Source organism: Nostoc sp. DedSLP03 (assembly GCF_034530815.1).
Lineage (GTDB): Bacteria > Cyanobacteriota > Cyanobacteriia > Cyanobacteriales > Nostocaceae > Nostoc.
In genome coordinates this window covers 20,693-43,842 of sequence record NZ_JAVRCK010000040.1, presented here as the reverse complement: position 1 = coordinate 43,842, position 23,150 = coordinate 20,693, and the positions used below count along the sequence as shown (strand labels likewise).

Annotated in this window: 19 protein-coding genes and 1 pseudogene; 8 read left to right on the top strand and 12 right to left on the bottom strand. The window is 39.9% G+C overall.

Features of this window, described 5'->3' with window-relative positions; genetic code table 11:
- Nucleotides 1-63: 63 nt before the first annotated feature.
- Entirely contained in the window at nt 64-1,422 is a 1,359-nt protein-coding gene (locus RM368_RS19810; protein ID WP_322695634.1) for a sensor histidine kinase, read from the bottom strand.
- Between the two features lie 284 nt (nt 1,423-1,706).
- Here RM368_RS19810 and RM368_RS19805 point away from each other — a divergent pair, with 284 nt between their 5' ends.
- Together RM368_RS19805 and RM368_RS19800 are read left to right on the top strand one after the other, a co-directional pair.
- Complete coding sequence (locus tag RM368_RS19805; RefSeq protein ID WP_322695633.1) at nt 1,707-2,456, top strand: Uma2 family endonuclease; 750 nt, start codon at nt 1,707-1,709, stop codon at nt 2,454-2,456.
- A 279-nt stretch (nt 2,457-2,735) separates the two neighbouring features.
- A complete protein-coding gene (locus RM368_RS19800; RefSeq protein ID WP_322695632.1) occupies nt 2,736-3,908 on the top strand; it encodes an S-layer homology domain-containing protein in 1,173 nt (390 codons plus the stop codon).
- Between the two features lie 414 nt (nt 3,909-4,322).
- Here the strand turns inward: RM368_RS19800 and RM368_RS19795 are convergent, their stop codons facing one another.
- Complete coding sequence (locus RM368_RS19795) at nt 4,323-4,760, bottom strand: CAAD domain-containing protein (RefSeq protein WP_322695631.1); 438 nt, start codon at nt 4,758-4,760, stop codon at nt 4,323-4,325.
- Nucleotides 4,761-5,792: 1,032 nt separating this feature from the next.
- Here RM368_RS19795 and RM368_RS19790 point away from each other — a divergent pair.
- Nucleotides 5,793-7,517: a sensor histidine kinase gene (locus tag RM368_RS19790; protein ID WP_322695630.1), complete on the top strand. Its 1,725-nt coding sequence runs from the start codon at nt 5,793-5,795 to the stop codon at nt 7,515-7,517.
- A 144-nt stretch (nt 7,518-7,661) separates the two neighbouring features.
- On the opposite strand, the gene RM368_RS19785 is transcribed toward RM368_RS19790, so the two are convergent.
- From RM368_RS19785 to RM368_RS19770, 4 genes are all read right to left on the bottom strand, one after another.
- The gene (locus RM368_RS19785) at nt 7,662-8,375 is read right to left on the bottom strand and encodes a carbonic anhydrase (RefSeq protein WP_322695629.1); all 714 of its coding nucleotides are present in this window, start codon (nt 8,373-8,375) and stop codon (nt 7,662-7,664) included.
- Nucleotides 8,376-8,521: 146 nt separating this feature from the next.
- On the bottom strand, nt 8,522-8,833 hold the full coding sequence (locus RM368_RS19780; protein WP_322695628.1) for a P-II family nitrogen regulator: 312 nt from the start codon (nt 8,831-8,833) through the stop codon (nt 8,522-8,524).
- A 4-nt stretch (nt 8,834-8,837) separates the two neighbouring features.
- Nucleotides 8,838-9,806: a sodium-dependent bicarbonate transport family permease gene (locus RM368_RS19775; RefSeq protein WP_322695627.1), complete on the bottom strand. Its 969-nt coding sequence runs from the start codon at nt 9,804-9,806 to the stop codon at nt 8,838-8,840.
- A 425-nt stretch (nt 9,807-10,231) separates the two neighbouring features.
- A complete protein-coding gene (locus RM368_RS19770) occupies nt 10,232-10,432 on the bottom strand; it encodes a hypothetical protein (RefSeq protein ID WP_322695626.1) in 201 nt (66 codons plus the stop codon).
- Here RM368_RS19770 and pcrA point away from each other — a divergent pair.
- Nucleotides 10,419-12,743, top strand: coding sequence for a DNA helicase PcrA (gene pcrA / locus RM368_RS19765; RefSeq protein WP_322695625.1), 2,325 nt, complete (start codon nt 10,419-10,421; stop codon nt 12,741-12,743). The two genes, RM368_RS19770 and pcrA, sit on opposite strands and share 14 nt — an antisense overlap.
- 533 nt (nt 12,744-13,276) lie before the next feature.
- On the opposite strand, the gene RM368_RS19760 is transcribed toward pcrA, so the two are convergent.
- The 5 genes from RM368_RS19760 to RM368_RS19740 all read right to left on the bottom strand — a co-directional run bounded on the left by RM368_RS19760 (nt 13,277) and on the right by RM368_RS19740 (nt 17,215).
- On the bottom strand, nt 13,277-13,570 hold the full coding sequence (locus tag RM368_RS19760; RefSeq protein ID WP_322695624.1) for an antibiotic biosynthesis monooxygenase: 294 nt from the start codon (nt 13,568-13,570) through the stop codon (nt 13,277-13,279).
- 114 nt (nt 13,571-13,684) lie between these two features.
- On the bottom strand, nt 13,685-14,320 hold the full coding sequence (locus RM368_RS19755; RefSeq protein ID WP_322695623.1) for a retron system putative HNH endonuclease: 636 nt from the start codon (nt 14,318-14,320) through the stop codon (nt 13,685-13,687).
- Nucleotides 14,317-15,699 (bottom strand): AAA family ATPase, encoded by a 1,383-nt coding sequence (locus RM368_RS19750; RefSeq protein ID WP_322695622.1) that lies wholly within the window; start codon nt 15,697-15,699, stop codon nt 14,317-14,319. The genes RM368_RS19755 and RM368_RS19750 overlap by 4 nt, the downstream gene beginning before the upstream one ends.
- 57 nt (nt 15,700-15,756) lie before the next feature.
- Nucleotides 15,757-16,290 (bottom strand): GAF domain-containing protein, encoded by a 534-nt coding sequence (locus RM368_RS19745; RefSeq protein ID WP_322695621.1) that lies wholly within the window; start codon nt 16,288-16,290, stop codon nt 15,757-15,759.
- A gap of 7 nt (nt 16,291-16,297) precedes the next feature.
- The gene (locus RM368_RS19740) at nt 16,298-17,215 is read right to left on the bottom strand and encodes a metallophosphoesterase family protein (RefSeq protein WP_322695620.1); all 918 of its coding nucleotides are present in this window, start codon (nt 17,213-17,215) and stop codon (nt 16,298-16,300) included.
- A 136-nt stretch (nt 17,216-17,351) separates the two neighbouring features.
- On the opposite strand from RM368_RS19740, the gene RM368_RS19735 reads away from it, so the two are divergent.
- The 3 genes from RM368_RS19735 to RM368_RS19725 all read left to right on the top strand — a co-directional run bounded on the left by RM368_RS19735 (nt 17,352) and on the right by RM368_RS19725 (nt 20,095).
- Nucleotides 17,352-18,260, top strand: a complete 909-nt coding sequence (locus RM368_RS19735) for a hypothetical protein (RefSeq protein WP_322695619.1) — start codon at nt 17,352-17,354, stop codon at nt 18,258-18,260.
- 82 nt (nt 18,261-18,342) lie between these two features.
- Nucleotides 18,343-19,173, top strand: a complete 831-nt coding sequence (locus tag RM368_RS19730) for an ATP-grasp domain-containing protein (protein WP_322695618.1) — start codon at nt 18,343-18,345, stop codon at nt 19,171-19,173.
- A 298-nt stretch (nt 19,174-19,471) separates the two neighbouring features.
- Nucleotides 19,472-20,095 (top strand): hypothetical protein, encoded by a 624-nt coding sequence (locus RM368_RS19725; RefSeq protein ID WP_322695617.1) that lies wholly within the window; start codon nt 19,472-19,474, stop codon nt 20,093-20,095.
- Nucleotides 20,096-20,293: 198 nt separating this feature from the next.
- On the opposite strand, the gene RM368_RS19720 is transcribed toward RM368_RS19725, so the two are convergent.
- Complete coding sequence (locus RM368_RS19720; protein WP_322695616.1) at nt 20,294-22,327, bottom strand: GAF domain-containing sensor histidine kinase; 2,034 nt, start codon at nt 22,325-22,327, stop codon at nt 20,294-20,296.
- A 94-nt stretch (nt 22,328-22,421) separates the two neighbouring features.
- Here RM368_RS19720 and RM368_RS19715 point away from each other — a divergent pair.
- A pseudogene (locus RM368_RS19715) lies at nt 22,422-23,150 on the top strand (cobaltochelatase subunit CobN); the annotation flags it as partial.

Genomic DNA, 23,150 nt, shown 5'->3' with positions numbered 1-23,150 from the left:
CCTATTTATAAAGTAAAATATAAAATTATTAATAATATGAGTCATTTTTATCAATATATTTTTTTACACCAGAGGTAACAATATTTCAAATTTTGTACCTATACCAATTTGTGAATGGAAATTTAATTTTCCGCCATGTCTCACAGTGATAATTCGATAACTTACTGCTAAACCAGTATTTTTACCATTCTTTGTTTCCAGAGAAAAAGACTCTAGAATTTGCTGTTGTAATTCTTCAGACATTCCAGAGCCATTGTCAGCAATGCGAATTAAAACCCAGCGAGAATCTGGTGCATCTGGGTTGCTTGCTTCTTGTGATATAACTTCTGTGGCGATCTCAATTCGGGGTTTTTGAACAGTCTTTGTTTCTTCTAAATGTAACTGCTGTCGCACTCCTTCATTGAGTAAAGTATCCACAACTTCACTTAAAATATTCATCAAAACCTGGTTTAATTGCCCCATAAAGCAATACACTGGGGGTAATTGACCGTAGTATTTGACGATTTCGATTTCTCCTTGAAGACGGCTATTAATTAATAAAATAATGCTATCTATACAGGCGTGTAAATCTACTGGTTTGGGAAAAAGTTCATCAATGTGACAAAAGTTTTGCAAACTAGTAACGAGTTTTTTTAATCTTTCCGCCCCCGTGCGAATACTAGCAAGCGATCGCGACAAATCTTGTTCTAAAAAATCAAATTCAATTTCTTCTTTAATCTGATTAATTGCCGGAGAAACTAATGGTAACTCTTGCTCGTAAGCTGCTATTAGTTTGAGTAAATCTTGACTGTAGTTTGAAACATAAATTATGTTACCCCAAATAAAACCCACTGGGTCTAAAATTTCGTGGGCTACGCCGTCTACCAAACGCCCCAGATTTGCCATTTTATCATTTTGAATCATTTGGGCTTGACTGCGTTCGTAGCGGATCAAATTGTCAATTCCCCGAATTTGCCAAGAAATAATATTCAATTCTTGGACATCTAACAATCTATAAGCGCCAGATTCCGTTTCTACGACAATTGGTTCTGCTAATAATTCTGGCGATCGCTTTAGACTAAGTTGCATTGTTGTTAAAATCGATGTTGTATCAGTAACAATCAACATCGGTGTCCGCACATAGCTGTAGAGAACAGCTAATGGTTGCTGAACAAATAACTCTTGTCCGAATGGACGAATCAAAAATTCTAGTAGTCGCCGCCGCGAAATCATCCCAATGAACTGTCCCTGTTCTACCAAAATTACTCCTGGTAGCAAGGGGTATTTGTCCAAAAAACTAGCTACTTCCATCCCGGTGTGACTAATTTCCACCGAGAAGTTATACATTGGTAGTTCTTGGAGGGTTGAATCTAAACCAAGATCGCGATCGCTACCAAGAGACAAAAATGGCGGTGAGATTTGGCAACTAAATTCTTCTGGCACTAGACACCCTGATTTTTTCAAAGACAGGTAAAGAATAAGTTAATATTTTACATTCTGCCACCCTCAAAATCCGGTTTTAGTTTAGGTATCTAATAAAACCAAGGGTCTATCAAGCTGAAAATCTTTCTCAGGCGACTGGAAGTAATTGGCGTGCAATTTATAATCCGGGTGGAGAATATTGAGAAAACGATGTCTACGATGGTCACTGAGCTTGCCGAAGTGCGGGCTACGCCTACGCAAGCTAAACTAAAAATAACCTTTACCAAGAGTGCAAAGGTAGCGTTATGACCTCTGTAACCAATCCACCCAACGCCTTCGCTCCTTTCCCCTTCCCCGATCATACCCAGCTTCCTGAGTCCGATGGTACGTTCGTGAAAAATTGGCAAGAACATCCCCAAAGCCTTCTACTAACTGACTCAATTACACCCATACTCAAGCAATTAAATCCTGAAGGTGAATACTGTATAGGGCAGGACTTAGGCATTTACTGGCGCTTGACCGATCCCCCTGAAAAAGGCGCAGAAGCACCAGATTGGTTTTATGTACCGAATGTACCATTTTTGCTCAATGGGCAAACGCGACGTTCTTATGTGATGTGGCGAGAATTTATTGCCCCGTTGATTGTCTTAGAATTTGTCTCTAGCGAGGGTAGTGAAGAACGAGATAAAACTCCTTTGAAGAGTAAATTTTGGATTTATGAGCAGGTGATTCGTCCTGCCTTCTACGGCATTTATGAAGCGAGTAAAGCCAGCCTAGAAGTTTATCATCTGATTGAAGGACAGTATCAGATTTTACCAGCAAATGAACGAGGACATTATCCTATAGTTGCTTTGGGTGTTGAATTAGGCTTATGGCAGGGAAAATATCAGAATGTGGAATTACCCTGGTTGCGTTGGTGGGATTTACAAGGGAATTTGTTGTTGAGTGGCGATGAAAGAGCAGAACAAGAATCCCAAAGAGCTGAACAAGAATCCCAAAGAGCCGATCGCCTAGCTGCCCAATTGCGATCGCTTGGCATTGAACCAGAAATCTAATACCGTACTACAAATTACGAATTAACGTCTGATGTGAATTAGAAACACCGCTTATTCTATAAGGGTTTCTAGATTCACTCAAAATCATAGTTTTGGGATTACCTATGAAATTACAAGGGTTTCAAAGCTTAATTCACATTAGGCGTAATTACGAATTACGTTAGCGCAGCGTTAGCGACGCAGGAGCGTCATTACGAATTAAAAAAGGGCTGGTGTAAAAGAGTCATCTGTGGCTTAATTTGTTTAGACACAAATTTTACTGCTACCAGGGTAATCACGATGACAAATAGACCTCCTTCCGAACCGGAGTCATCCCCAAAAACTGCCCTTGGCTTTGATGAATTTATAGCCATTTTGGTTGCCTTCACCACTATCGGAGCGATTCTCTTTTGGTCATTGTCCCGCAGAGATTCTAGCTGGAACTTAAACGGACTGCTGTTGCCTTCCTCTACTCCATCTCCTAGCGTTCAACCAAATCAAGTATTGCCCTCTCCTACTGCCAAGGTAGAACCTTATACAGTCCCCAACAACGTTTTGCCCTATTCTTCACCTGAAGCTGTTGTTGAACCCAAAACACCTTCATTCCCAACTAACAGCGCAACTCCTTACCGCGCAATGTTACCATCTATTCTGGTAATCCCAACTCAATCCCCACAACCACAAAGACCTATATCTCCTGCAACAGAACTTGAGTCATCACTCAAATCATCAGCGTTGCCTTTAGTAACTCCAGCAAAACCAAAATCAATCATTCCGCCGCCAATTGCATTTAACGATGTGCCTAATGACTTTTGGGGTAGGCGTTTTATAGACGTTCTTTCTGCCCGTGGGATTCTCAAAGGATTTCCTGATTATTCTTTTAGACCAAATCAGCCTGTAAACCGCGCTGAATTTGCTGCCATACTAGAAAAAGCTTTTGACCAAGAACCGTCTAAGACTGCGATCGCATTTCAAGATGTACCAACAAAATTTTGGGCAACTTCAGCAATTGACCAAGCCATCAGTGCGGGTTTTCTCAAGGGCTACCCGAAAAAAACCTTCAAACCACAACAAAATATTTCACGAGTGCAAGTTTTAGTTGCCCTTGTCAGCGGGTTGAATTTGAAAGCACCCACTTCCCCAAATCAAATTATTAGTTTCTATAAAGATGCTAAAGATATTCCACCTTATGCTATTGGCAAAATCGCTGCCGCTACAACCAATGGTTTGGTAGTTAACTACCCAAATCCCCAAGTCCTCGATCCCAACAAAGTAGCTAGTCGGGCGGAAGTGGCGGCGATGATTCATCAAGCTTTAGTCAAACGGGGCAAACTGGCGGCAATTACATCTCCGAATATAGTGCGTAGGGATAGCCCACCGCAGGCATCGCCCAAAATATCTCCAGAACTTCCACAGACTCCAAAACCAAACCCAAAAGTTAAATTACCCACCGGAGGTTCGCCTCAACAATAATTACTAATTTGTAATTAAACCAAGGATCGCAGGAAGCAACTTCTACGGCTACTAGCGTTATGGTGTAGTCTTAATATTACAAACTGTTAAAGATTTCGTCAGCAACTTTGAGAAAAGACTGGACACCGACTTCCGGCGTCCAGTCTTCGGGGATTTGGAATTAGAGCGTACTTCTACAAAGAGCAAGCTACGCGTAGCGTCTCATAGAGAAGCGTTGAAGTAGGCAGCTATGCTGGAGGTTTTATTAAGAAGGGGATTCAGACCCCTCCTTAATAAGCAGCCCCAAATTTTCTTGTTTTGTGGTGGTCTTAAACCCAAGACCCGTTTGCTCACGGCAAGAAACAGTGTTTCGACTACGCTCAACAACCGGGCAGTTTTCCTCCAGCAAGAACTGCCTTCCTTGATAATTAGATATTAAGCTTCTGGAATTTGTTTGCCGACAACTTGTGATTTAAGAGTGGTGATTTCACTCGTTAACTCTTTCCTGGTTGAGGCTTTGAGTAAATAACGGTAAACAAACCAGGCAGAGTAACCAATACCGATCAACTCAAAAGTAGGTGCTACCAAAGGGATATCATTCAAAGCATCTAATATTGCCAAGAGTACTTTAACGGCAACAATTGATCCTACAATCAAGCCAACTGTTACCAGGGGTTGCTTATATTGATTAAAGAAGCTTCCCACATAATCTGGTAATGTTGCTAAAAAGGTAGAAATTTGCTCCCCGTATTTTAGCCATTCGTCTTGAGACTGTGCCGGAGGCTGGAGTTTGGTGATGGTTCCTGTTTGGCTGTTGATCTCTGCCACTGTAGTCTCTTTAGATGGGGTTTCGGTAAATTCTTGTTCTGGCATTTTCACTCCTATTAATTTGACAGTTGAGTTTTTCTAATCTGGATAATTACAACCAAAAGATTGTTGATTAGGTAATGTACTTGTGAATCAGTACAATTTGGTGAAAGGCACAAAAAGATTTTAGTGTCCTATAACCATAGTTGCCCCATACTATCTACTGCATCAACTACAAGATAGACAGTCAGTAGGAGGATAGAACTCAGAAGGCAGCAGGATGTATTATAATCAACTTCCTGAGTTTTATTTTTGGAATCAACTGGAATCCTCAGGTTGTGATTATCCCATTGCGTGTCATTTGCTCATAATCGTACTAAATCTAAGTACAAATTATGCAAAAATCACTCCATTACTCATTTATATAAGCCTAGAAGCCGATTTTATCCGATATTAAAGCTATCTTAAGCCGCGTTCGTCAATTCACGCATTCGTATTGATATTAATACGTAATAAAAATTTTTGCGCGTTCATATAGACTAGACTTTTAACCTGTTTTATGATATGTGTGCCAGGATATGGGAAGACTTGGGGACAAGGGGGACAAGGGAGACAAGGGGGAATTATTGAACAAATCTCTCCCAAGTCTTCCCCCTCTTCTTTGTCTACCTTGTCTCTTCTTCATGCCCAATTTCCAATAAGTATCAAACCTTTTGTTTTTTTCCTGATTGTATTAATTTTCTAAGGAAGCAATAAGGTAGAGTAATCGCGTAGGCGATCGCAAGAACTCATTGCTTGCTATCAACCGCATATTGTGGAAAGTAGTGTAGTCAGGAGAAGACGCTCTCAGGTTGGTCTTTGGTGGAGGAAACTATATCGTCGATCCTAAAAAAAGTAAGTTATCTTAAAACAGTAATTATACTTAGGTTGATAGTTGGAAAATTTACTTATATAAGTTAAGGTGGTACTATTATCTAGCAAGCAATGATTTGCTCTTGCGATAAAAGAAGATAATGTAGATGTTAATGACTAATTAAGGTATTTTGACAATCTAGACTAATTTGATTATTTTTGCGGGAAGGCAAGGAGGTTTGAGAAATGCCGACTCAAAAGCCAACCCCTATCTACAGCAGTTCAGAAAGCAAAAAAGTGTCAGCCGAAGAGCCATCGACAGACGAATTCCCAACTATAGAATTTCCTTCACGAGGGAAACTCAAAGCTAGTTCTTGGCGTATCCATCAAAAAATTGGTTATGGATACTTTGTAGCTATTGGAATTGGCTTTTTTGGCTCACTGACTGGGTTAGTGATTGCTAATTACTACCGAGGAAGGGAAGTTAGACAATTCAATCAAGCTTATGAACAAGGACAACTACTGAGTAATTATAAAGATGCAGTAGTAGGGGCGCAATTACATAGTTATAACCTAGTTGCTGTATTAGAAAATTCACAACAACTGCAAAGCAAAAAAGCTGATTTTCTGAAGAATGTTGAAAAAGCCAAGCAACTAGAGTCAAAAATTGGCGGATTTCTCGATAGTAAACCTAAAAGACTAGCAGCAACAAGTTCGACTTTGCAGACCTTATTGCTGGATTATAAGACTAATTTAAAATCCTACGTTGACCAAATCGAGGTCGTCTTACAGAAAATTGACTCTTCAAAAGTGCAGCCTCAGAAGATTTCTTCGGCCCGATCGCAGTTATTAACAATAATGCGTGGTGAAACAGCCATGCAGCTAGACCAGCTTTCTCAAAGCTTGACTAACATCCTGCAAACAGCCCAAGATCAAGAGCAAGAAAGGCAAAATGCCGTTGAGCAGGCGAGAATAGTTGAGCGATTGATCGTGATCGTGAGTATGCTGGTTTCGGTAGCGATCGCAGCCATTGTAGCTTGGCGTACTAGTCGAGCGATCGCTGAACCAGTGATCACTGTAACCCAAGTAGCTGAACAAGTTGCCAGGAAACATAATTTTGATTTGCGAGCACCTGTTACCACTGAAGATGAAATTGGCCTACTCGCCAAATCTCTAAATCGTCTGATTGAGCGCGTATCTGAGCGAACAAAAGAACTACAACAAGCCAAAGAATTAGCCGAAGCTGCTAGCAAAGCAAAAAGCATATTTTTGGCCAATGTCAGCCACGAATTACGCACACCGTTAAATGCTGTTATTGGCTTAAGCCAACTACTAGAAGACGACGCTACGGATCTTGGTTTATCGCCAGACTTTATCACCGACTTAGAAACAATTAACGCTGCTGGTAAGCATCTACTGCACTTGATTAACGAAATCCTCGACTTGTCAAAAATTGAAGCAGGGAAAATGACCTTGTATCCTGAGACATTCGAGATTGCAACGCTAATTCATAACGTTGTTCTCACAGTCAAACCAGCTATAGAAAAAAATGCCAATGTTTTAGAAGTAAATTTTGATGAGCAACTTGGCACAATGTACGCCGATCAAACTAGGATGCGGCAGGTATTGTTAAACTTACTCAGCAACGCCAGTAAATTCACTACAAACGGCAAGGTGACGTTGACAGTCAACAGAGAAAAGGATAAATTCCGACCGGAGGCTCCTTTGGGCAGCATTATTTTCACTGTTACCGACACCGGTATCGGTATGTCTAACCGCCAACAGCAGCAGTTATTTCAACCTTTTACCCAAGGTGATACTTCAACGACGAAAAAGTATGGAGGTACGGGACTGGGTTTGGCAATTAGCCGCCACTTTTGTCAGATGATGGGTGGTGAAATTATTGTCAAAAGTCAGCCAGGAATTGGTTCTACTTTCACTATTCGTCTGCCAATGACTGTGCAGGATTGAATGGGGCATTGGGCGTTAGGAGTGCTGAGTAATAAGTAATGAGTGCTGAGTTAGGAGTTATTCTCCCCCTGCTCCCCTGCTCCTTGGTCACTGAGCGTAGCCGAAGTGCTGCTCCCCTGCCCCCCTGCTCCCTCATCCCCTGAATTAAGTAATGATACTCACCCTCCCTGTATCCAAGTCGTAACGTCCTCCGACAATTTTCAATTTGCCTGACTCCACTTGCTCAGTTAAAAGCTTTGAGCGCTTCAATCGTTCAATTTGATATTGCACATTTGCCACCACAGCGTTTTCAACTGCGTCACCCGACTGATCCTTGACCTTTTCCACTGCTGGCTTAATTGCCTTCACAAAAGTACTAATATCACCAAGTAACGATTCGTTTTGGACAGCTGCGGTTACTGCGCCACAACGCTCATGACCCATCACCATCAGCAGTGGAGAACCTAATAAGACAACTGCATATTCAATACTGCCGATCGCTTCATGTGTGGCAATATTTCCGGCAATCCGAACATCAAAAATGTCTCCAATACCTTGATCGAAAACAATTTCTGCGGGTACTCGTGAATCCGCACAACTAAGAATAGTTGCAAATGGATGTTGAGCTTGAGCAACTTCGTGCAGCCGCAGCTCAGATTGATCGGGGTATTGAGGATGATGAGCGACAAAGCGCTGATTTCCGTCAATCAGCTTTTGCAATGCTGCATCGGGACTGAGAGATTCAGGGGAAATTGAGGGAATTTCGGCAGCTTTAGCCTGTTCTACCCGCCAAAGTAAATCGCTGGCAGATAGCATCATCCCAAACGCCCCGGTCATTCCTAACTTCAAAAACTCACGACGTTCTATGAAATGCTTCATTGAATTTATCACTCTCTTAGTAAGTCGGCGGGAAAAAATCAAACTATATGAAGAAAAATTAACTAGTTTACAACCCTCTTCCCTCCTGCCTTTAGCAAGAACTGCTTTCTGCCTTATCCCAACTACAAATATTTACGCCAACCTACTTACATCGACGCAACACATCTGACAGAGCGAATCTCCATTACATCGGAAACGTAACAAGTACCTCCGAACTTATTAAGGACTGGTTTGATATTTTCGACAACACGCTTGAGTTGTTCTGGCATACAAAACGCGAGGATGTAAACATTATCAAGCATGGTCATGTCTAAATCTTCTGTCGTTCCTCGTAATCCTTTACCAACAACATTTCGGATTACGGCATGGTTATGTACACCCGACTTGTCTAAATTATCTAAAATTTTGGCAAGCTCAAAGGAGTTAGCGATAATTTCTATCTTTTTAACTACGTGCATATTATTACCTCCAAAATAGGTTAATTCCGTAGAGATATAACGGAATTCCCACAATAATATTGAACGGGAATGTCACTGCTAAAGCGGTTGAAACATACAGGCTGGGATTTGCTTCGGGAACAGTCATCCGCATAGCCGCAGGGACAGCGATGTAAGAAGCACTGGCACACAATACAGCGAACAACAGCGAATCTCCGCGAGGCATACCGATGAATTTGGCGATCGCTAATCCAATGCCTGCATTGAGTATTGGAATTAGTATGGCAAATAAAATCAGGAAAACTCCGGTTTTTTGCAAGTCTTTAATTCTTCTGGCAGCCACTAATCCCATATCTAGTAAAAAGAAGGTGAGAATGCCATAAAATAATCCTTGAGTAAAGGGTTCTAATACGTGCCAACCACGTTCTCCTGTCAAGACGCCGATTAAGAGGCTACCGACTAGTAGAAAAACTGAACTATTAAGAAATGCTTCTTGCAAAACTTCCGACCAAGCAAATTCTCGCTTTTCATCGGCGGTGAATATACTTACCAAGATCAGACCTACAATGATCGCCGGAGATTCCATCAGGGCCAGAGCTGCTACCATGTAACCATCATACTGAATACCAAGCTCAGTGAGAAAAGCGCCGGCAGTGATGAAAGTGACGGCACTGATAGAACCGTAGGTTGCTGCGATCGCCGCAGCATCGTAAGTATCCAGTTTCCACTTCAGGATAAAAAAGGTGTAAATTGGAACAACACAAGCCATCAACATTGCTGCCAGGAGTGTTAGAATTACTTCCTGATTCAGTCCGCTTTTGATTAGTTCTACCCCTCCTTTAAAACCAATTGCAAACAGCAAATACAACGAAAGCAGTTTGGGTACTGGTGGGGGAATTTCTAAATCAGACTTGACAAAAATAGCAGTCATGCCTAAAAAGAAAAACAGAATTGGCGGATTCAAAATGTTGGATACAATTAAGCTAAAATCCATATCCACCCCTCTTTATACTTGGTAAACCTGCAATTCAAGAAATTTTTCATCTTTAAAAATTTAACGGTTCAATGATGATGTATCTGGTATTGTTACCTAATGTCAATCGGGTACTCAAAGAGTGAATAGTCTTATTGGTGACTATACTTTCAGTTAGGTATTACAGTGTTTTTCAAGCAAATAAACCACGGTCTAGGAAACATTGTTATGTCCCCACGAAAACGTATTGGGGCAATTTATTAATTTAATTGCCCCTACTGTTGACAACAGAACAAGTTAGAGCTTGCTCGCGATGTTTTGATGTTTGATTCCCCGTGGCTGATTTTACGACACAACGCGCCGGAATAACTAGTGGCTAAGTTTTCTACGTAGAAAAATTAACGTATTGTCATGGGAATTATGAATTGCCCCGACAATGTTTTGGTCTATGTTTCGCGGATTTTTGGCATAAATCCGATAAAGATGATACCTAACAATCTTTGTTGACCAAGTTTCGTTAGGATGTTGTAATCTGGGCAATAGCGACTTTCTATTGATGTGACCCCAGGCGTAGGCGTAGCCCGCACTTCGGCTGCGCTCAGTGACCGTCGGAGACATCGCTTTTTCACATCTATGACAACAACCATCGACTTTCTCAGTCACCTTAACCCCAGCCAACGTCAAGCTGTCGAACACTACTGCGGCCCGTTGCTAGTTGTTGCTGGCGCAGGTTCCGGTAAAACACGAGCGCTGACTTATCGCATTGCAAATCTAATTCTGAAACACCGTGTCGACCCAGAAAATATCCTGGCGGTTACTTTTACGAATAAAGCCGCGCGGGAGATGAAAGAACGGATTCAACGGCTGTTTGCGGAACAACTGGCGATGAAACAACACGGCCAGCGATTGGATTTGTTGACAGAATACCAACAAACGCAACTGCGATCGCAAGTTTACAAAGAGACGATCAAAGATTTGTGGTGTGGCACTTTCCACAGTCTATTTTCTCGCATTCTCCGCTTTGATATTGAAAAATACGTAGACGAAAAAGGACGCAAGTGGAATCGCAATTTTTCTATTTTTGATGAATCAGATGTAATCAGTCTAATCAAAGAAATCGTTAATAAAGAGCTAAATTTAGATGATAAAAAGTTTGATGCCCGTTCTGTTCGTTACGCTATTAGTAACGCTAAGAACCAAGGTTTATCACCCCAAGAATTTGAGCGAGATCAACCTAATTATCGCGGACGAGTAATTGCCCAAGTTTACAATTTATATCAAGATAAATTAGCACAAAACAACGCTCTTGACTTTGACGATCTGATTCTTGTACCTACAAGATTATTTCAACAAAACGAGCAAGTATTGGGTTACTGGCATCGCAAGTTTCGTCATATCCTCGTAGATGAATACCAAGATACTAACCGCACTCAGTATCAACTGATTAATTTATTAGTTACTAATGGCGAAACCAAAAAGAGCGAATGGGAATGGGAAAATCGCTCAGTTTTTGTTGTCGGTGATGCAGACCAATCAATTTATAGCTTTCGGATGGCAGATTTCACCATCTTGCTAGGATTTCAGGAAGACTTTGGCGATGGTTTGGTAGATGATGACACCCGGACGATGGTTAAGCTAGAAGAAAACTATCGTTCTTGTGAAAATATTCTGCAAGCGGCTAATGAACTGATTGAAAATAACACCCAACGGATTGATAAAGTCTTGAAAGCAACGCGGGGGTCGGGCGAACAAATTACTTATCACAAAGCCGATGAAGAACTTGCAGAAGCGGCATTTGTAATTAATCAAATTAGCACTTTAAAAAACCAAAATCCAGAGTTAAACTGGGGTAGTTTTGCCATACTTTATCGGACAAATGCCCAATCTCGTCCCTTTGAAGAATTGTTAGTGAAATATCAAATTCCTTACACAGTTGTGGGGGGAATGAGATTTTACGATCGCAAAGAAATTAAAGATGTAGTTGCTTATTTAAGAGCGATCGCTAACCCAGCTGATACAGTCAGTTTATTACGAGTTATTAATACTCCCCGGCGGGGAATTGGCAAAACCACTATTGACGCTTTGGTAAACGCCTCTGGGCAACTAGGGACAACTTTGTGGGAAATACTTAGCGATGAAACATCAGTTAATACATTAGCTGGACGGGCGGCAAAAGCTGTAAATAATTTTGCTGCAATGATTAGCCGTTGGCAAGGACAAGTTGCTACGCTTCCAGTGACAGAGGTTTTGCAAGGAATATTAGAAGATTCTGGTTACGTTCAAGACTTGATGAATCAAGGCACAGATGAAGCCACAGATCGGGTACAAAACGTTCAGGAACTTTATAACGCTGCACTGCAATTTCAAGAAGAAAACGAAGAAATTTCCCTGCGAGACTTTCTCAATAGTGCCGCCCTCAGTTCCGATTTGGATAACTTAAAAGAAGGCCAGACAGCCGTTTCTTTGATGACTTTGCACGCTTCCAAAGGTTTGGAATTTCCCGTAGTATTTTTGGTGGGATTAGAACAAGGGCTATTTCCCGGCTTTCGTTCCCTCAGCGATCCCGCATCTTTGGAAGAAGAACGCCGCTTGTGTTATGTAGGGATTACTCGCGCCCAAGAAAGGTTGTATTTATCACACGCGCGGGAACGCCGTTTGTATGGTTCTCGCGAACCTGCGGTGCGATCGCAATTTCTCGACGAATTGCCAGAAGAATTATTAACTACTCAACGTCTAAGTCGCCAAAGTTATACCAAAAGTGCCTCTACTCCGAATAGAAAGCAAGACACGAAGCAGAATTGGCAAGTAGGCGATCGAGTATTACACAAAACTTTTGGTCTTGGTGAAATCACCCATGTTTTCGGAACGGGTAATAAGATGTCTGTAGCTATTAAATTTGCTAGCTTAGGACAAAAAATTATTGACCCCAGAGTAGCGCAGTTGCAACGAGTAGAGTAAGCTGTTACGCAAAGAAAATTGCACATTAACTTATGAAGGTTGTCCTTTGTCAAAAGTCCTTTGTTCTTAGAAACACTTCTGGACTAATGACTAATGACGATCTATACGGAGTTTGTGCAATATATAAGCGCATTAGCTTAAGAGGTATATAAACGATCAAATAGACTATGTTTTGATGATGCGTTGCTATAGAACAAGCTGTGTCAACTACAGAAGGAGCATTTATAGCTCCAGAACAAGCTGTAGTAACTAAAACTTGTTCATTTGTAACTCCAGAACGTGCCGAACTAACTACAACTTGTTCATTAATAAGTTAGGAAGAAGTTTTGTTAACTAAAGCCCCTATTTTACTTATCCTTTTTGGACTTTTTATAATTAATCCTTAAATTCATTAAATCCAACTTTAGTTTTACTTATCTAAAAACGAGTTATTTGTGACTAAAACACCAACATTTATAAATTAAGCTTAGGTTGTATTAACTTTAGCTTCTTCTGAACTTATCAAAGGATGAGTTTTTGTAGCTTATTGTTTTTTATATTTCAATTTCTTCAAAGTGTTCAACAGTGGGAAATGGCTCATAAAAATGATGCAAAAGTTTTTTCCACTCTTGATACTCAACAGAACTTCTAAATCCTACAGTATGAGATTCTAAAGTTTTCCATCTGATAAGTAATAAATATTTACCTTGGACTTCTATACATTTATGCAATTCATGGGATAAATATCCGTCCATTGAAGAAATAATTTTAGAAGCTTTTTTGAAAGCAGCTTCAAAATCGGATTCTAGACCAGGTTTAATAAGAAGCATCACAGCCTCAAGAATCATAAGTTTGTGGTGAATAATTATGCCGATATTATGCTGATATTATTTAGTATAAAGTAGACGTGAGTGATGTCTAGGACGGGCTACACCTACGCACATATTTGATTGTAATTAAAACTAATTTTTTAGTAAATAGATAATCGCAGTACAAAACTCTTCGTAGTATCCTTGGGAATCAGTTTCACTGAAGCCTAAAATCAAGTCTTGTCTATCTTCTTCTGTAATTGTGTTGATAATTTCCAATATTGGCTCAAGAGCTTTTGCACGTAAATCTTTCAGCTTGTCAATATTGAGTCCAAGTTTATCAATTGTTATTTCAGCAGGTAATTGCTTTTCTAAATTATTTGTCGCCAAAATCTGACCATCATCAGTGTACCTAAAAAACTCTGCACAGTTAATATCTAGAGGCGAAACAAAGAGATGTTCATCATGCCATTTATCTTTCTGCTTTCCACAATGCAGAGGTTCTTTGGGTACTGTATCTTTTTGGCATGATGCTAATATATTTGTATATTCTAGCGCTAATTGAGGATAAGTTGTTCTTGGTTTTAAATGTTCAAGATGGCTATTGTCAATATTAATCCGTCTTCCACAGTAACAGCAAATAAAACCTTGCTCTTGCAACAATGAATTATGTACATCAGTTTTTTGTGGTTTACTAAAATTTTCCCAACTTGGTTGCCAATCCTCATTTGCTAGATTTTTCCAAACGGCAAAACTTTCTGGCTCCGTACCTTTTTTGATATATTTCACCGCTTCAAAATCTCTTTGCGTCGAATAGATACACTTGCTTTTACTAATTCTGGTTCATCTTGTCCAATAATATCAGCAATTTCCTGAGATAATTGCCTAGCACCATCAAGATTTCCTTCATCAATGAGCCTAAATAACTCATGTAGACGATCTTTAATTTCTTGTGGACGTGCTGGGACACCCATGAGGTCTTCTAAGATCCGATTGCTGTCTCTTCCAAAGGAACTTTCTGGTCTTTTAGCAACAACACCTTCGTCTGTTTTTTCTAAAATAAAAATTCCTTCCGGCTTGACTTGGCTTATTACTTGAGGCGAATGGGTGGTGACAATAAATTGACAATTAGGGAATGTTCTTGTTAAAGCTGGAATGATTTCCCGTTGCCATTTTGGATGTAGGTGGAGTTCGATTTCGTCAATTAAAACAACACCACTACCTTGGAGTGGATCTGGTAAACTAGGGTTGGCGATCGCTAATCGTCTTGCTAAATCTCCCACCATTGCCAGCAAGCATTTCTCCCCATCAGATAACTGATTAATGATTAGTTCTTGACCTTGTTTTTTTACAGTCATTCGCAGAGGAGAACGACGAACTCGTAAATTAGAAAATCCTGAAAGTAGTGAATAAATTGCTTTCCTCACAGATTCAAGTTGGTGATTTCGATATTCAGGGATATCTCGCCTTTCTTCGTTTTCCAAATCCTCTAATACTTTAAACCATTGAAAGAAGCTATTAAAGCTGATTTGTACTCCATTGAGTGCCTGGTCATAAGCATCTATCTGTTCAAACGAATGCTCATCTTGTATCTCTAAGGCAATATCAATAACTGCACGATTAACCGGATAATAAACCACCAGAGGCAAGCTGGTCTCAGAATTAGATTCTAATAAATGGCGTATTTCATTAATAGCTGTTTCTAACTTTTCAAAATCACTTCTTGTAACTGTGTTTTTTCCTTTCTGAACCTTACTAATAAACCAATTAACTTTTTGAGAGTTAAGTAAAGTTGTAATCTCGTTGAATGTTTCTTTATATCCGTTATAGAGATCCTGATCGCTAAAATCACGTATTTTTAAGTCCCGTTCCCCCGACCATATTGCTTCGCGGTTATGGCCAATGTTTAAATTAACATGACCGTGGATCTCACCAATATTTAATTGTCCTGTTTGTATACTTGCTGTGGTATTTGTAGATCCAACAATTACATCATTTTGTGCGAGTCTTCCTGTAAACTGTGACAAAAGAACAGCTAGACAATCAAGAATACTTGATTTTCCCACACCGTTATTACCAATAAGCACAGTTGGTTCAGCCTCATGGAAATCAAGCGTCAAATCGCCGATTCCACGGAAAGATTGCATTTTCAAGCGCTTGACTTTCATAGTTTTAACAACGCTGAACGTAATTTACTAAGGCTAACAAATCGGAAAATAAAACAGCTAATCAAAAGCAGATTTGACATAATCAACTGCAATAGGTGTGATTTTTTCGACAAGATTATTAATCACTCCTCGTTCATATTCAGTCCAAATTCTGGGATGACCAAAAATGCAGGGTTGTAAAATTCCCCAAAGTTGTCCATCCTGGCGGATATGGGCATGAATCAGGGCGCGATGTCCAAAATTCTTCTTTTCATACTCCCGATTTAAGACTTGAGGTTCAGCAGTTTCTACATCTTCGACAAAGATTGAAGGTTCAGCACGTAGCGCAGCAGCAAACATCGGATCTTCATCTACTAAAGATGGGGGCAGCGCTTCCCAGTCTTCATTGTAGACGGTAGGTACATCTGGAGTGCGAATCCAACAAAAGGCAACTCTAGTAAGGTTATTTTGTGGATTATGTAGGCATAGAAAACATCTATCAGATTGTAAAAAATCCCCTACTGCTGCCAACAGTTCAGAAAATAGAGTATCTGGGGTTTGAGATGATTCTAAAATATTGCTGAGTGCAGAAGGAAGTTCTTGCTGAGTCATATAATAACTAAGCTGATTTTAATTGAATAATCCCTTTATCAAAAATGCGATTATTAGTAGCGATCGCACTTATTTCTATTCTATCTTTATACACTTCATAAGAAGCAAAACTTAAATCACTGGTAGAATATCCTGTCCACTCAGAACGCCCTACAGGACGATTACCAGCACCCGCACCACAAATTAAGTAAGTTGTACCATCAATAGCACGAGTGCGCTCATAATTATGCTCGTGACCATTGATGTAAAGTTGAACGCCGTATTTTTTAAATAGGGGAGTAAAAGTTTTAATAAAATCTGGATTATTCCCATACTGACCCGATGAATAAATTGGATGATGACCAAACACTACTTTCCAAGGAGCATTACTAAGACTTAATTTTTTTTCTAACCAACTTAGCTGGTTTTTCCAATCAGCATTACTGTTAGTATCTAAAGCAAAAAACTGCACCGTTCCCCGGCGAAATGTATAGTAACGTCCCTTCATATTAAAGCCAGCATACTTGACTTGTAGATCGCCATTGGCAGTACGAATATCGTGATTACCTAAACAAGCATGAAATTTCACACCTTGCTTGAGCAAACCTTGATAAGGACGCTCAAAAACTGCATTAATTTTTTCAATTTCGCCGTTATTGTAAATGTTGTCTCCAGCTAAGACGACTAAATCATAAGGATTTTTCTTGTGATACGCATTCATTGCTCCAGCCACAGCATACTGTCCTTTCGCGCCAGTTCCTGTATCTGCTACAGACACAAAACGTAATAACAAGTCTTTTTTGGCTGGGTTGGCGGCTATAGCTGTTGTTGAATCGCTAATATCAGCACTTTGATAATTTTGATGAGTAAACATCCAGGCTAAAAATCCTGTACCAATGGCGCTGGCACTACTTAAAAATAAAAATTGACGGCGTTTCAGTTTCATAAGTCACCAAATTTAATAAATAGTCAGTTTAGCGGAAAACTTTGAGCAATGAAGTGATACATTAATGCAAAAGAAGGCAGCACCAGTAATAATGTACGTTGTTTGTCTTTGATTCGCTGCTTTTGGTGAAAGTTCCATGTCACAAGACAATCAGTCAAAACCGACGGATGAGCAAGTAACTCAACCTCCCCAAAAACCTTACCAGAGAGTTCAGCCATTTTGGAAGGCTAAAATTATCCAACTTCTCCAAGGAACGATTGGGGTTCTAGAAGTAACGGTGGAAAAACTGGAGAAAGCACCCCCACCTGGTACTCAGGAAAAACCAGGTTTTTTTCAGCAACTTCAGTTGCGATGGGGTGGACTATTAAGGACAATCCGCTTGTTTTTACCATCAAATCTGTCAACAAAGCTATCAGATACAGCTTTGACGGGAATTGTGACTGGAATTGCTGTAATTCTCGTTTGGACAACTACGACTATCTTTAGTGGGAAACCTACGGAAATAGCAACTGTTCCCCCAGTTGAAGAGGTTCCTATACCAACACCAACACCAACGATAACTACTCCACCGGAATCAGTCGTACCAGAACCACAGCCAACAGAGGAAATTACGCCGCCAGAAGTACAAATTACGCCACCAACACCGGAACCGGAACCAGAACCAGAACCAGAACCAATTCCTACGCCAACGCCAATCCCAACACCCACGCCAACGCCGACACCCATCATAGAATTGACACCTGAACAAGCTTTGATTGCGGCTATTGAAAATCAGGTAGCTGAAATTAGCGATCGCGTTGCCTCTGGTCTGATAAAGTCAATTCAAGCCAACTTCCGTACCAGTAACTTGACTGTAAAAATTAGTAATGATTGGTACACTCTCAATGAATCTCAGCAAGACAAACTAGCTGCGGAGATATTACAACGCTCTCAAGAACTTGATTTTACTCATTTAGAAATTATCGATTCCCAAAATACGCTGATAGCTCGTAACCCGGTTGTTGGTACTGAGATAGTAATTTTTAAACGGCAAACAGCAAGTTAAAATAATTCGTAATTCGTAATTCGTAATAACGCTCCTGCGTCGCTAACGTAATTCGTAATTTGGAGTTGAACTTTAAGTATTTATGTTAGACAATGTTTCGCTATTGCTGAAAGCTTGTGGAAATTTAAATATCAGCTATGAAATTCTTCATCCTTCGGAAAACTTAATCAAAATTAAATTGAATAGTAAACAGCATTATTTTTGTAACTATAGCACTCCCTTACTTAATCAAGCAGTAGCACATCTGCTAAAAGACAAAGAATATACTTATCATGTTTTAAATAAAAAAGTTAAACTTCCTCGGACAGTAGGTTTTCTTTCCCCTTTTTGTGACACCAAATATCAGATTTACTTAAAATTTCCAAATATTCAAGATATCGTATTAGAGATAACAGAAAATTTTGAAACACCAGTAATTATTAAAAGAAACTCTGGTGCAAGCGGACATAATGTCTTTTTGTGTAAGAATCCAGATGAAATTGAAACTGCTTTAAAAGAAATTTTTACTATTAATCATAAGTATGATTACGTCGCTCTTGCTCAAGAATATATTCAGATAAAATCTGAATATAGAGCGGTTTTCTTAAATAAAGAATTGGTTTTGCTCTATGAAAAAGATATAACTGATGCGAAATTTGCTGGTAATCTCAGTCCTCTACACTGGGATGGTGCGAAAGCCAAGTATATTAACCATCCACAAATACTATCAGAGATTGCTAATTTTGCTCAACCAGTTTTTGAAGAGTTAGACCTTGATTATGGTGGGTTTGATATCGTATTAGATCGAGATAATCAATATTGGTTAATTGAAATCAACTCTCACCCCAATTTTGGCATCTTTATTAGAGACAATGGAGAGGAGTATGTGTTGAAAATTTTTGAAAAAATGCTAATTAGTCTAGCCTCAAAATAAAAAATTGACATTGCATAATTAAAGTATGAATTTAAGCGTAGGCGTAGTAGCCCATCGTAGACATCGCGGGAGCAATGTCCAAGGTCTGCATCCAATACTTATCGGGTTTTGGGGGAAAGGGACTCATGTTCAAAAAAATCTTATATATCGAGCCTTCTACTCCTTTGCCCCTTACCCTTTTCCCTTTAACCGAGCAGTATTGGGTCTGCATCAACTCATATCCACGTCAGCTACGCAAGCTTAACTCTCTTGTGTGACTGCAAGCAGATAGAGTTTTTAGAAAGTAGAGGTGTATCAAGTGAAGTTAGATCCTAATCAAAATTATACCTTTAGTAAGTATTTTGAAAATGGTTATTATTCAGAAGACTTAGCTGATTATTTCGGGTATAAGTTAGTCTTAGTTAATTTAATGTTACCACTATATCAAGGAGAATTAGATAGGTTAGCTGAACTAAGAGATAGAATTACTGAAGTACTGCCTTATGTACCTTTAACTACGGAGTTGGCAAGAAGAGAAGTAATAATATCTAAGGTAGTTTTAGAGTTAATTCATTATACAAATGTTCAGATTAGAATTGAATTTGGCATCAAAGTTTCTAATCTACTTCAGGGAAATTTAGATTATCTAATTAGAACTTATCAAACAAATCAATTGTTAGTAGTTGAAGCTAAGTATGAGGATTTAACTAGAGGATTCACTCAATTAGTTGCCGAAATGATAGCGCTAGATCAGTGGGAAGAATCTCCTGCAATTACAGAGCAACCTATTTTGATCGGTTCTGTAACTACAGGTAAGATATGGCAGTTTGCTAGATTAGATAGAGCCAACAAATATTTTGAATTAGCAATTAATAGTTATAGAGTTCCAGAAGATTTAGAAGAACTAATGCGAATTCTCCTAGCAGTTTTAAAATCAGAATAAGCGTTCTAGGAAAACATATTCAAAACACTAATATTTTCGTAAACGCCAAAATTAACTACTTTGATTAAGCTAATATATCGGTTTGCAGTTGAGTCTAATACAGACCTAACCCCTAATCCTAAACCTTGTAGCATTGGAGAGTAAAACTCTTAACTCCTAACTCCTACACTCCAAACTCCAAACCCAAACTCCTAATTTCTAACTCCCCACTCTCATTGCCTGGGTTGGTATCCATACAGTAAAAATTGAGCCGATACTTACAGTTGATTCTACTTCAATTCGACCTCGATGAAGTTCCACGAGTTGTTTAGTTAAAGCCAATCCCAACCCAGTGCCTTCGTAGCGGCGGCGATAAGGTGTATCGAGTTGCTGAAATTTCTCAAACAGTAATGGTAATTGTTCTTCAGGAATGCCAATTCCGGTATCTTCTACTTGAAAAATAGCGGTATTATCTTCCACCCAAAGACGTAAAGTAACACTGCCAGTTTCAGGGGTAAATTTAATCGCATTAGTTAACAGATTCCAGAGGATTTGTTCTACTCGTTTGGCATCGCCGATAAAGCGATCGCACTTGGGATCGATTTGCAAATCAAGTATGAGATTAATTTGTTCACTCGCCGCTTTTTTTTGCAGCGAATTTACAGCATTTTCGGCAACATTTACTAAAGAAAATTCCGAAATATTTAAAGCTGTCTTACCAGCCTCAATTTGCGATAAATCGAGGATGTCATTAATCATTTCTAATAAATGTTCTCCACTGTCGTGGATGGTTTGCAGATAACCGCGTTGTCGTTGGCTCAATTCACCCAAAGGCCAGCGTAATAACGTCGAAGACATCCCAATCACATAAGTTAAAGGCGTGAGCAATTCATGACTGATTGTAGCGAGAAACTCACTTCTAATCCGACTAGCAGCTTCGGCGGCGAGGAGAGCATCACGCAGAGCCATTGTCCGCTCAATAACTCGTTGTTCGAGATTTTGTTTTTCTTGGGTGAGAGTTTGCATTAACTCAGCTTGGTGAATAGCGATCGCTAATTGTTCTGCGATCGCAACCAGCAAGCTTTTTTCGCTATCATTCCACTGGTATGGGCGATCGCACTGATGAGCAATCAGCAATCCCCACAGTTTCTCCTCAAACATTATCGGTGCAGCGAACTTAGCCCTAACTTGGCATTCTCTTAAAAAATTCAACAAACATTCTTCTAGGACATAAGTTTTTTCGACATCATCCACAGCTAAGGTAAAACCTTGCTGATACTTCTCCCAACACTGAGAGGTTCGGATAAAGCAATTTTTTTCCGTGTAATTCAACACCGATGTAATCGCATCTGTAGCACGAGCTTCATAGACAATATAACCTCCATACTTTTGGCAGTCTCCTAGTAAAGATTGATTATTTGTTGATATAAAACGCGAGTGTCGATTGTTGTTTTCTTGTAGATAAAAATAGATTTCGGCAGATTCACTAACCGATTCTTCCATGTCTGTTGTCAGTGCCGTTTCATTGAAGGGAATAGTATCAGACAGGTATGGTTGAGTATTTACTTGAGAAGCTGCAAATTTATAAATTACTAATCTGTCTAATTCTAGAAATTCACGCACCTGTGTAATTGCCGTTGCCATAATGACCGGCAAATCCAGGCTTTTACGGATCTGTGTTGTTACATGATTTAACAACCGCTCTTGGGAAATTTGTTTTTTTAAAGCATCTTCCACTGGCTGACAGATATAAACTGCTGGCCCAATTGGGCTGGGAGATGCTATTATTTCTTGGTTTGGCTGAGTTAGGAGATATTCTAATAACAACAGCGTAAATTGACTTTGGAGCGTGGCATCATTGGGTTTAATAATTTGCTGATAACGTTCGAGATTTTGGTGAGTATAAGAATCGCACTCAAACAAGTTTCTCAACTCGTAGACAAAAGAAGCGATCGCCTCCAAATTAAACGTCAACTGTGCATTGATTTCTGAGTAAATTCCTTGCCCCTCTGTTTCCCTGCTTCCTTGCTCAAAGGTTCCTACCAAAAGGACGCTAAATTGCTCAGAAACCACTAATGTAAACCTTTGCCTTTGCCACTCCACAGGTATGTAAATCCGCGCCAGCGTAGCTTCTGTCAGTATCAAAACGGCACTTCCCACCGTTTGAGCCATTTGTTCTAACAACTCCCCAAGCTGATTAAATACAACAATAGGCAAGGTTCGAGAAAAGCTCAAATCAGGAGAACTAAGCATTTTCAATCATTTTGGTAAGAGAGGACACAATCCAGGGAAAAAAGTTTGTTTTGATTATGTACTAACCAATAACTTAAAACGGTAACACAGGATTATGCATCGTATAAGTAGCACATCGGGTGGATGGAATCAGTCAGAAGGTATAATTTTTTTAGAACAAACTCCCGCCCCTTTCGTCTTGATCACGGCTGCTGATACTGACATTCAAACCTTGGCAGCTGCGGTGACAAAATTACCTACAAGCTTTCCGGCATTAAGAGTCGCCAACCTGTTGCAGTTGCAGCAACAATTAAGCATAGATACTTATGGCGAGCAAGTTTTGGAACTTGCCCAAGTAATTATTTTGCGCTTATTAGGAGGACGTTCTTACTGGGGTTATGGCTTAGAAGTAGTGCAAGAAATTGTGCAACGTAATGGTAGAACCCTCATTGTAATGCCAGGGGATGACGCTTTCGATCCCGATTTGATCTCCCAGTCTACCGTGCCCTTGGGTATTGTTAACCAGGTATGGCAGTATTTTAGCGAAGGCGGCGTGGAAAATTTCGTTAATGCTCTACAATTCATCTCCGATAGTTGCTTATTAACTGCATATAATCCCCCATCACCTCAACCGATTCCGCGCGTGGGATTGTATGAGTGGGGAGTGGAGGAGCAGGGGAGCAGGGGAGAGTTAGAACTCCGTTCATCCACCTTTGAACCGGATGAATCCACCTCAGAACTCCGTTTATCCACCTTTGAACTGGATGAATCCACCTCAGATACTCGTTCATCCACCTTTGAACTGGATGAATCCACCTCAGATACTCGTTCATCCACCTTTGAA

What these genes read in the sequence shown, in the direction of transcription:
- RM368_RS19720 (WP_322695616.1), bottom strand. Translation starts at nt 22,327, where the DNA reads ATGCTTAGTTCTCCTGATTTGAGCTTTTCTCGAACCTTGCCTATTGTT.
- RM368_RS19760 (WP_322695624.1), bottom strand. Translation starts at nt 13,570, where the DNA reads ATGATTCTTGAGGCTGTGATGCTTCTTATTAAACCTGGTCTAGAATCC.
- RM368_RS19805 (WP_322695633.1), top strand. Translation starts at nt 1,707, where the DNA reads ATGACCTCTGTAACCAATCCACCCAACGCCTTCGCTCCTTTCCCCTTC.
- RM368_RS19750 (WP_322695622.1), bottom strand. Translation starts at nt 15,699, where the DNA reads ATGAAAGTCAAGCGCTTGAAAATGCAATCTTTCCGTGGAATCGGCGAT.
- RM368_RS19770 (WP_322695626.1), bottom strand. Translation starts at nt 10,432, where the DNA reads ATGGTTGTTGTCATAGATGTGAAAAAGCGATGTCTCCGACGGTCACTG.
- RM368_RS19775 (WP_322695627.1), bottom strand. Translation starts at nt 9,806, where the DNA reads ATGGATTTTAGCTTAATTGTATCCAACATTTTGAATCCGCCAATTCTG.
- RM368_RS19740 (WP_322695620.1), bottom strand. Translation starts at nt 17,215, where the DNA reads ATGAAACTGAAACGCCGTCAATTTTTATTTTTAAGTAGTGCCAGCGCC.
- RM368_RS19800 (WP_322695632.1), top strand. Translation starts at nt 2,736, where the DNA reads ATGACAAATAGACCTCCTTCCGAACCGGAGTCATCCCCAAAAACTGCC.
- RM368_RS19785 (WP_322695629.1), bottom strand. Translation starts at nt 8,375, where the DNA reads ATGAAGCATTTCATAGAACGTCGTGAGTTTTTGAAGTTAGGAATGACC.
- RM368_RS19790 (WP_322695630.1), top strand. Translation starts at nt 5,793, where the DNA reads ATGCCGACTCAAAAGCCAACCCCTATCTACAGCAGTTCAGAAAGCAAA.
- pcrA (WP_322695625.1), top strand. Translation starts at nt 10,419, where the DNA reads ATGACAACAACCATCGACTTTCTCAGTCACCTTAACCCCAGCCAACGT.
- RM368_RS19735 (WP_322695619.1), top strand. Translation starts at nt 17,352, where the DNA reads ATGTCACAAGACAATCAGTCAAAACCGACGGATGAGCAAGTAACTCAA.
- RM368_RS19745 (WP_322695621.1), bottom strand. Translation starts at nt 16,290, where the DNA reads ATGACTCAGCAAGAACTTCCTTCTGCACTCAGCAATATTTTAGAATCA.
- RM368_RS19730 (WP_322695618.1), top strand. Translation starts at nt 18,343, where the DNA reads ATGTTAGACAATGTTTCGCTATTGCTGAAAGCTTGTGGAAATTTAAAT.
- RM368_RS19780 (WP_322695628.1), bottom strand. Translation starts at nt 8,833, where the DNA reads ATGCACGTAGTTAAAAAGATAGAAATTATCGCTAACTCCTTTGAGCTT.
- RM368_RS19795 (WP_322695631.1), bottom strand. Translation starts at nt 4,760, where the DNA reads ATGCCAGAACAAGAATTTACCGAAACCCCATCTAAAGAGACTACAGTG.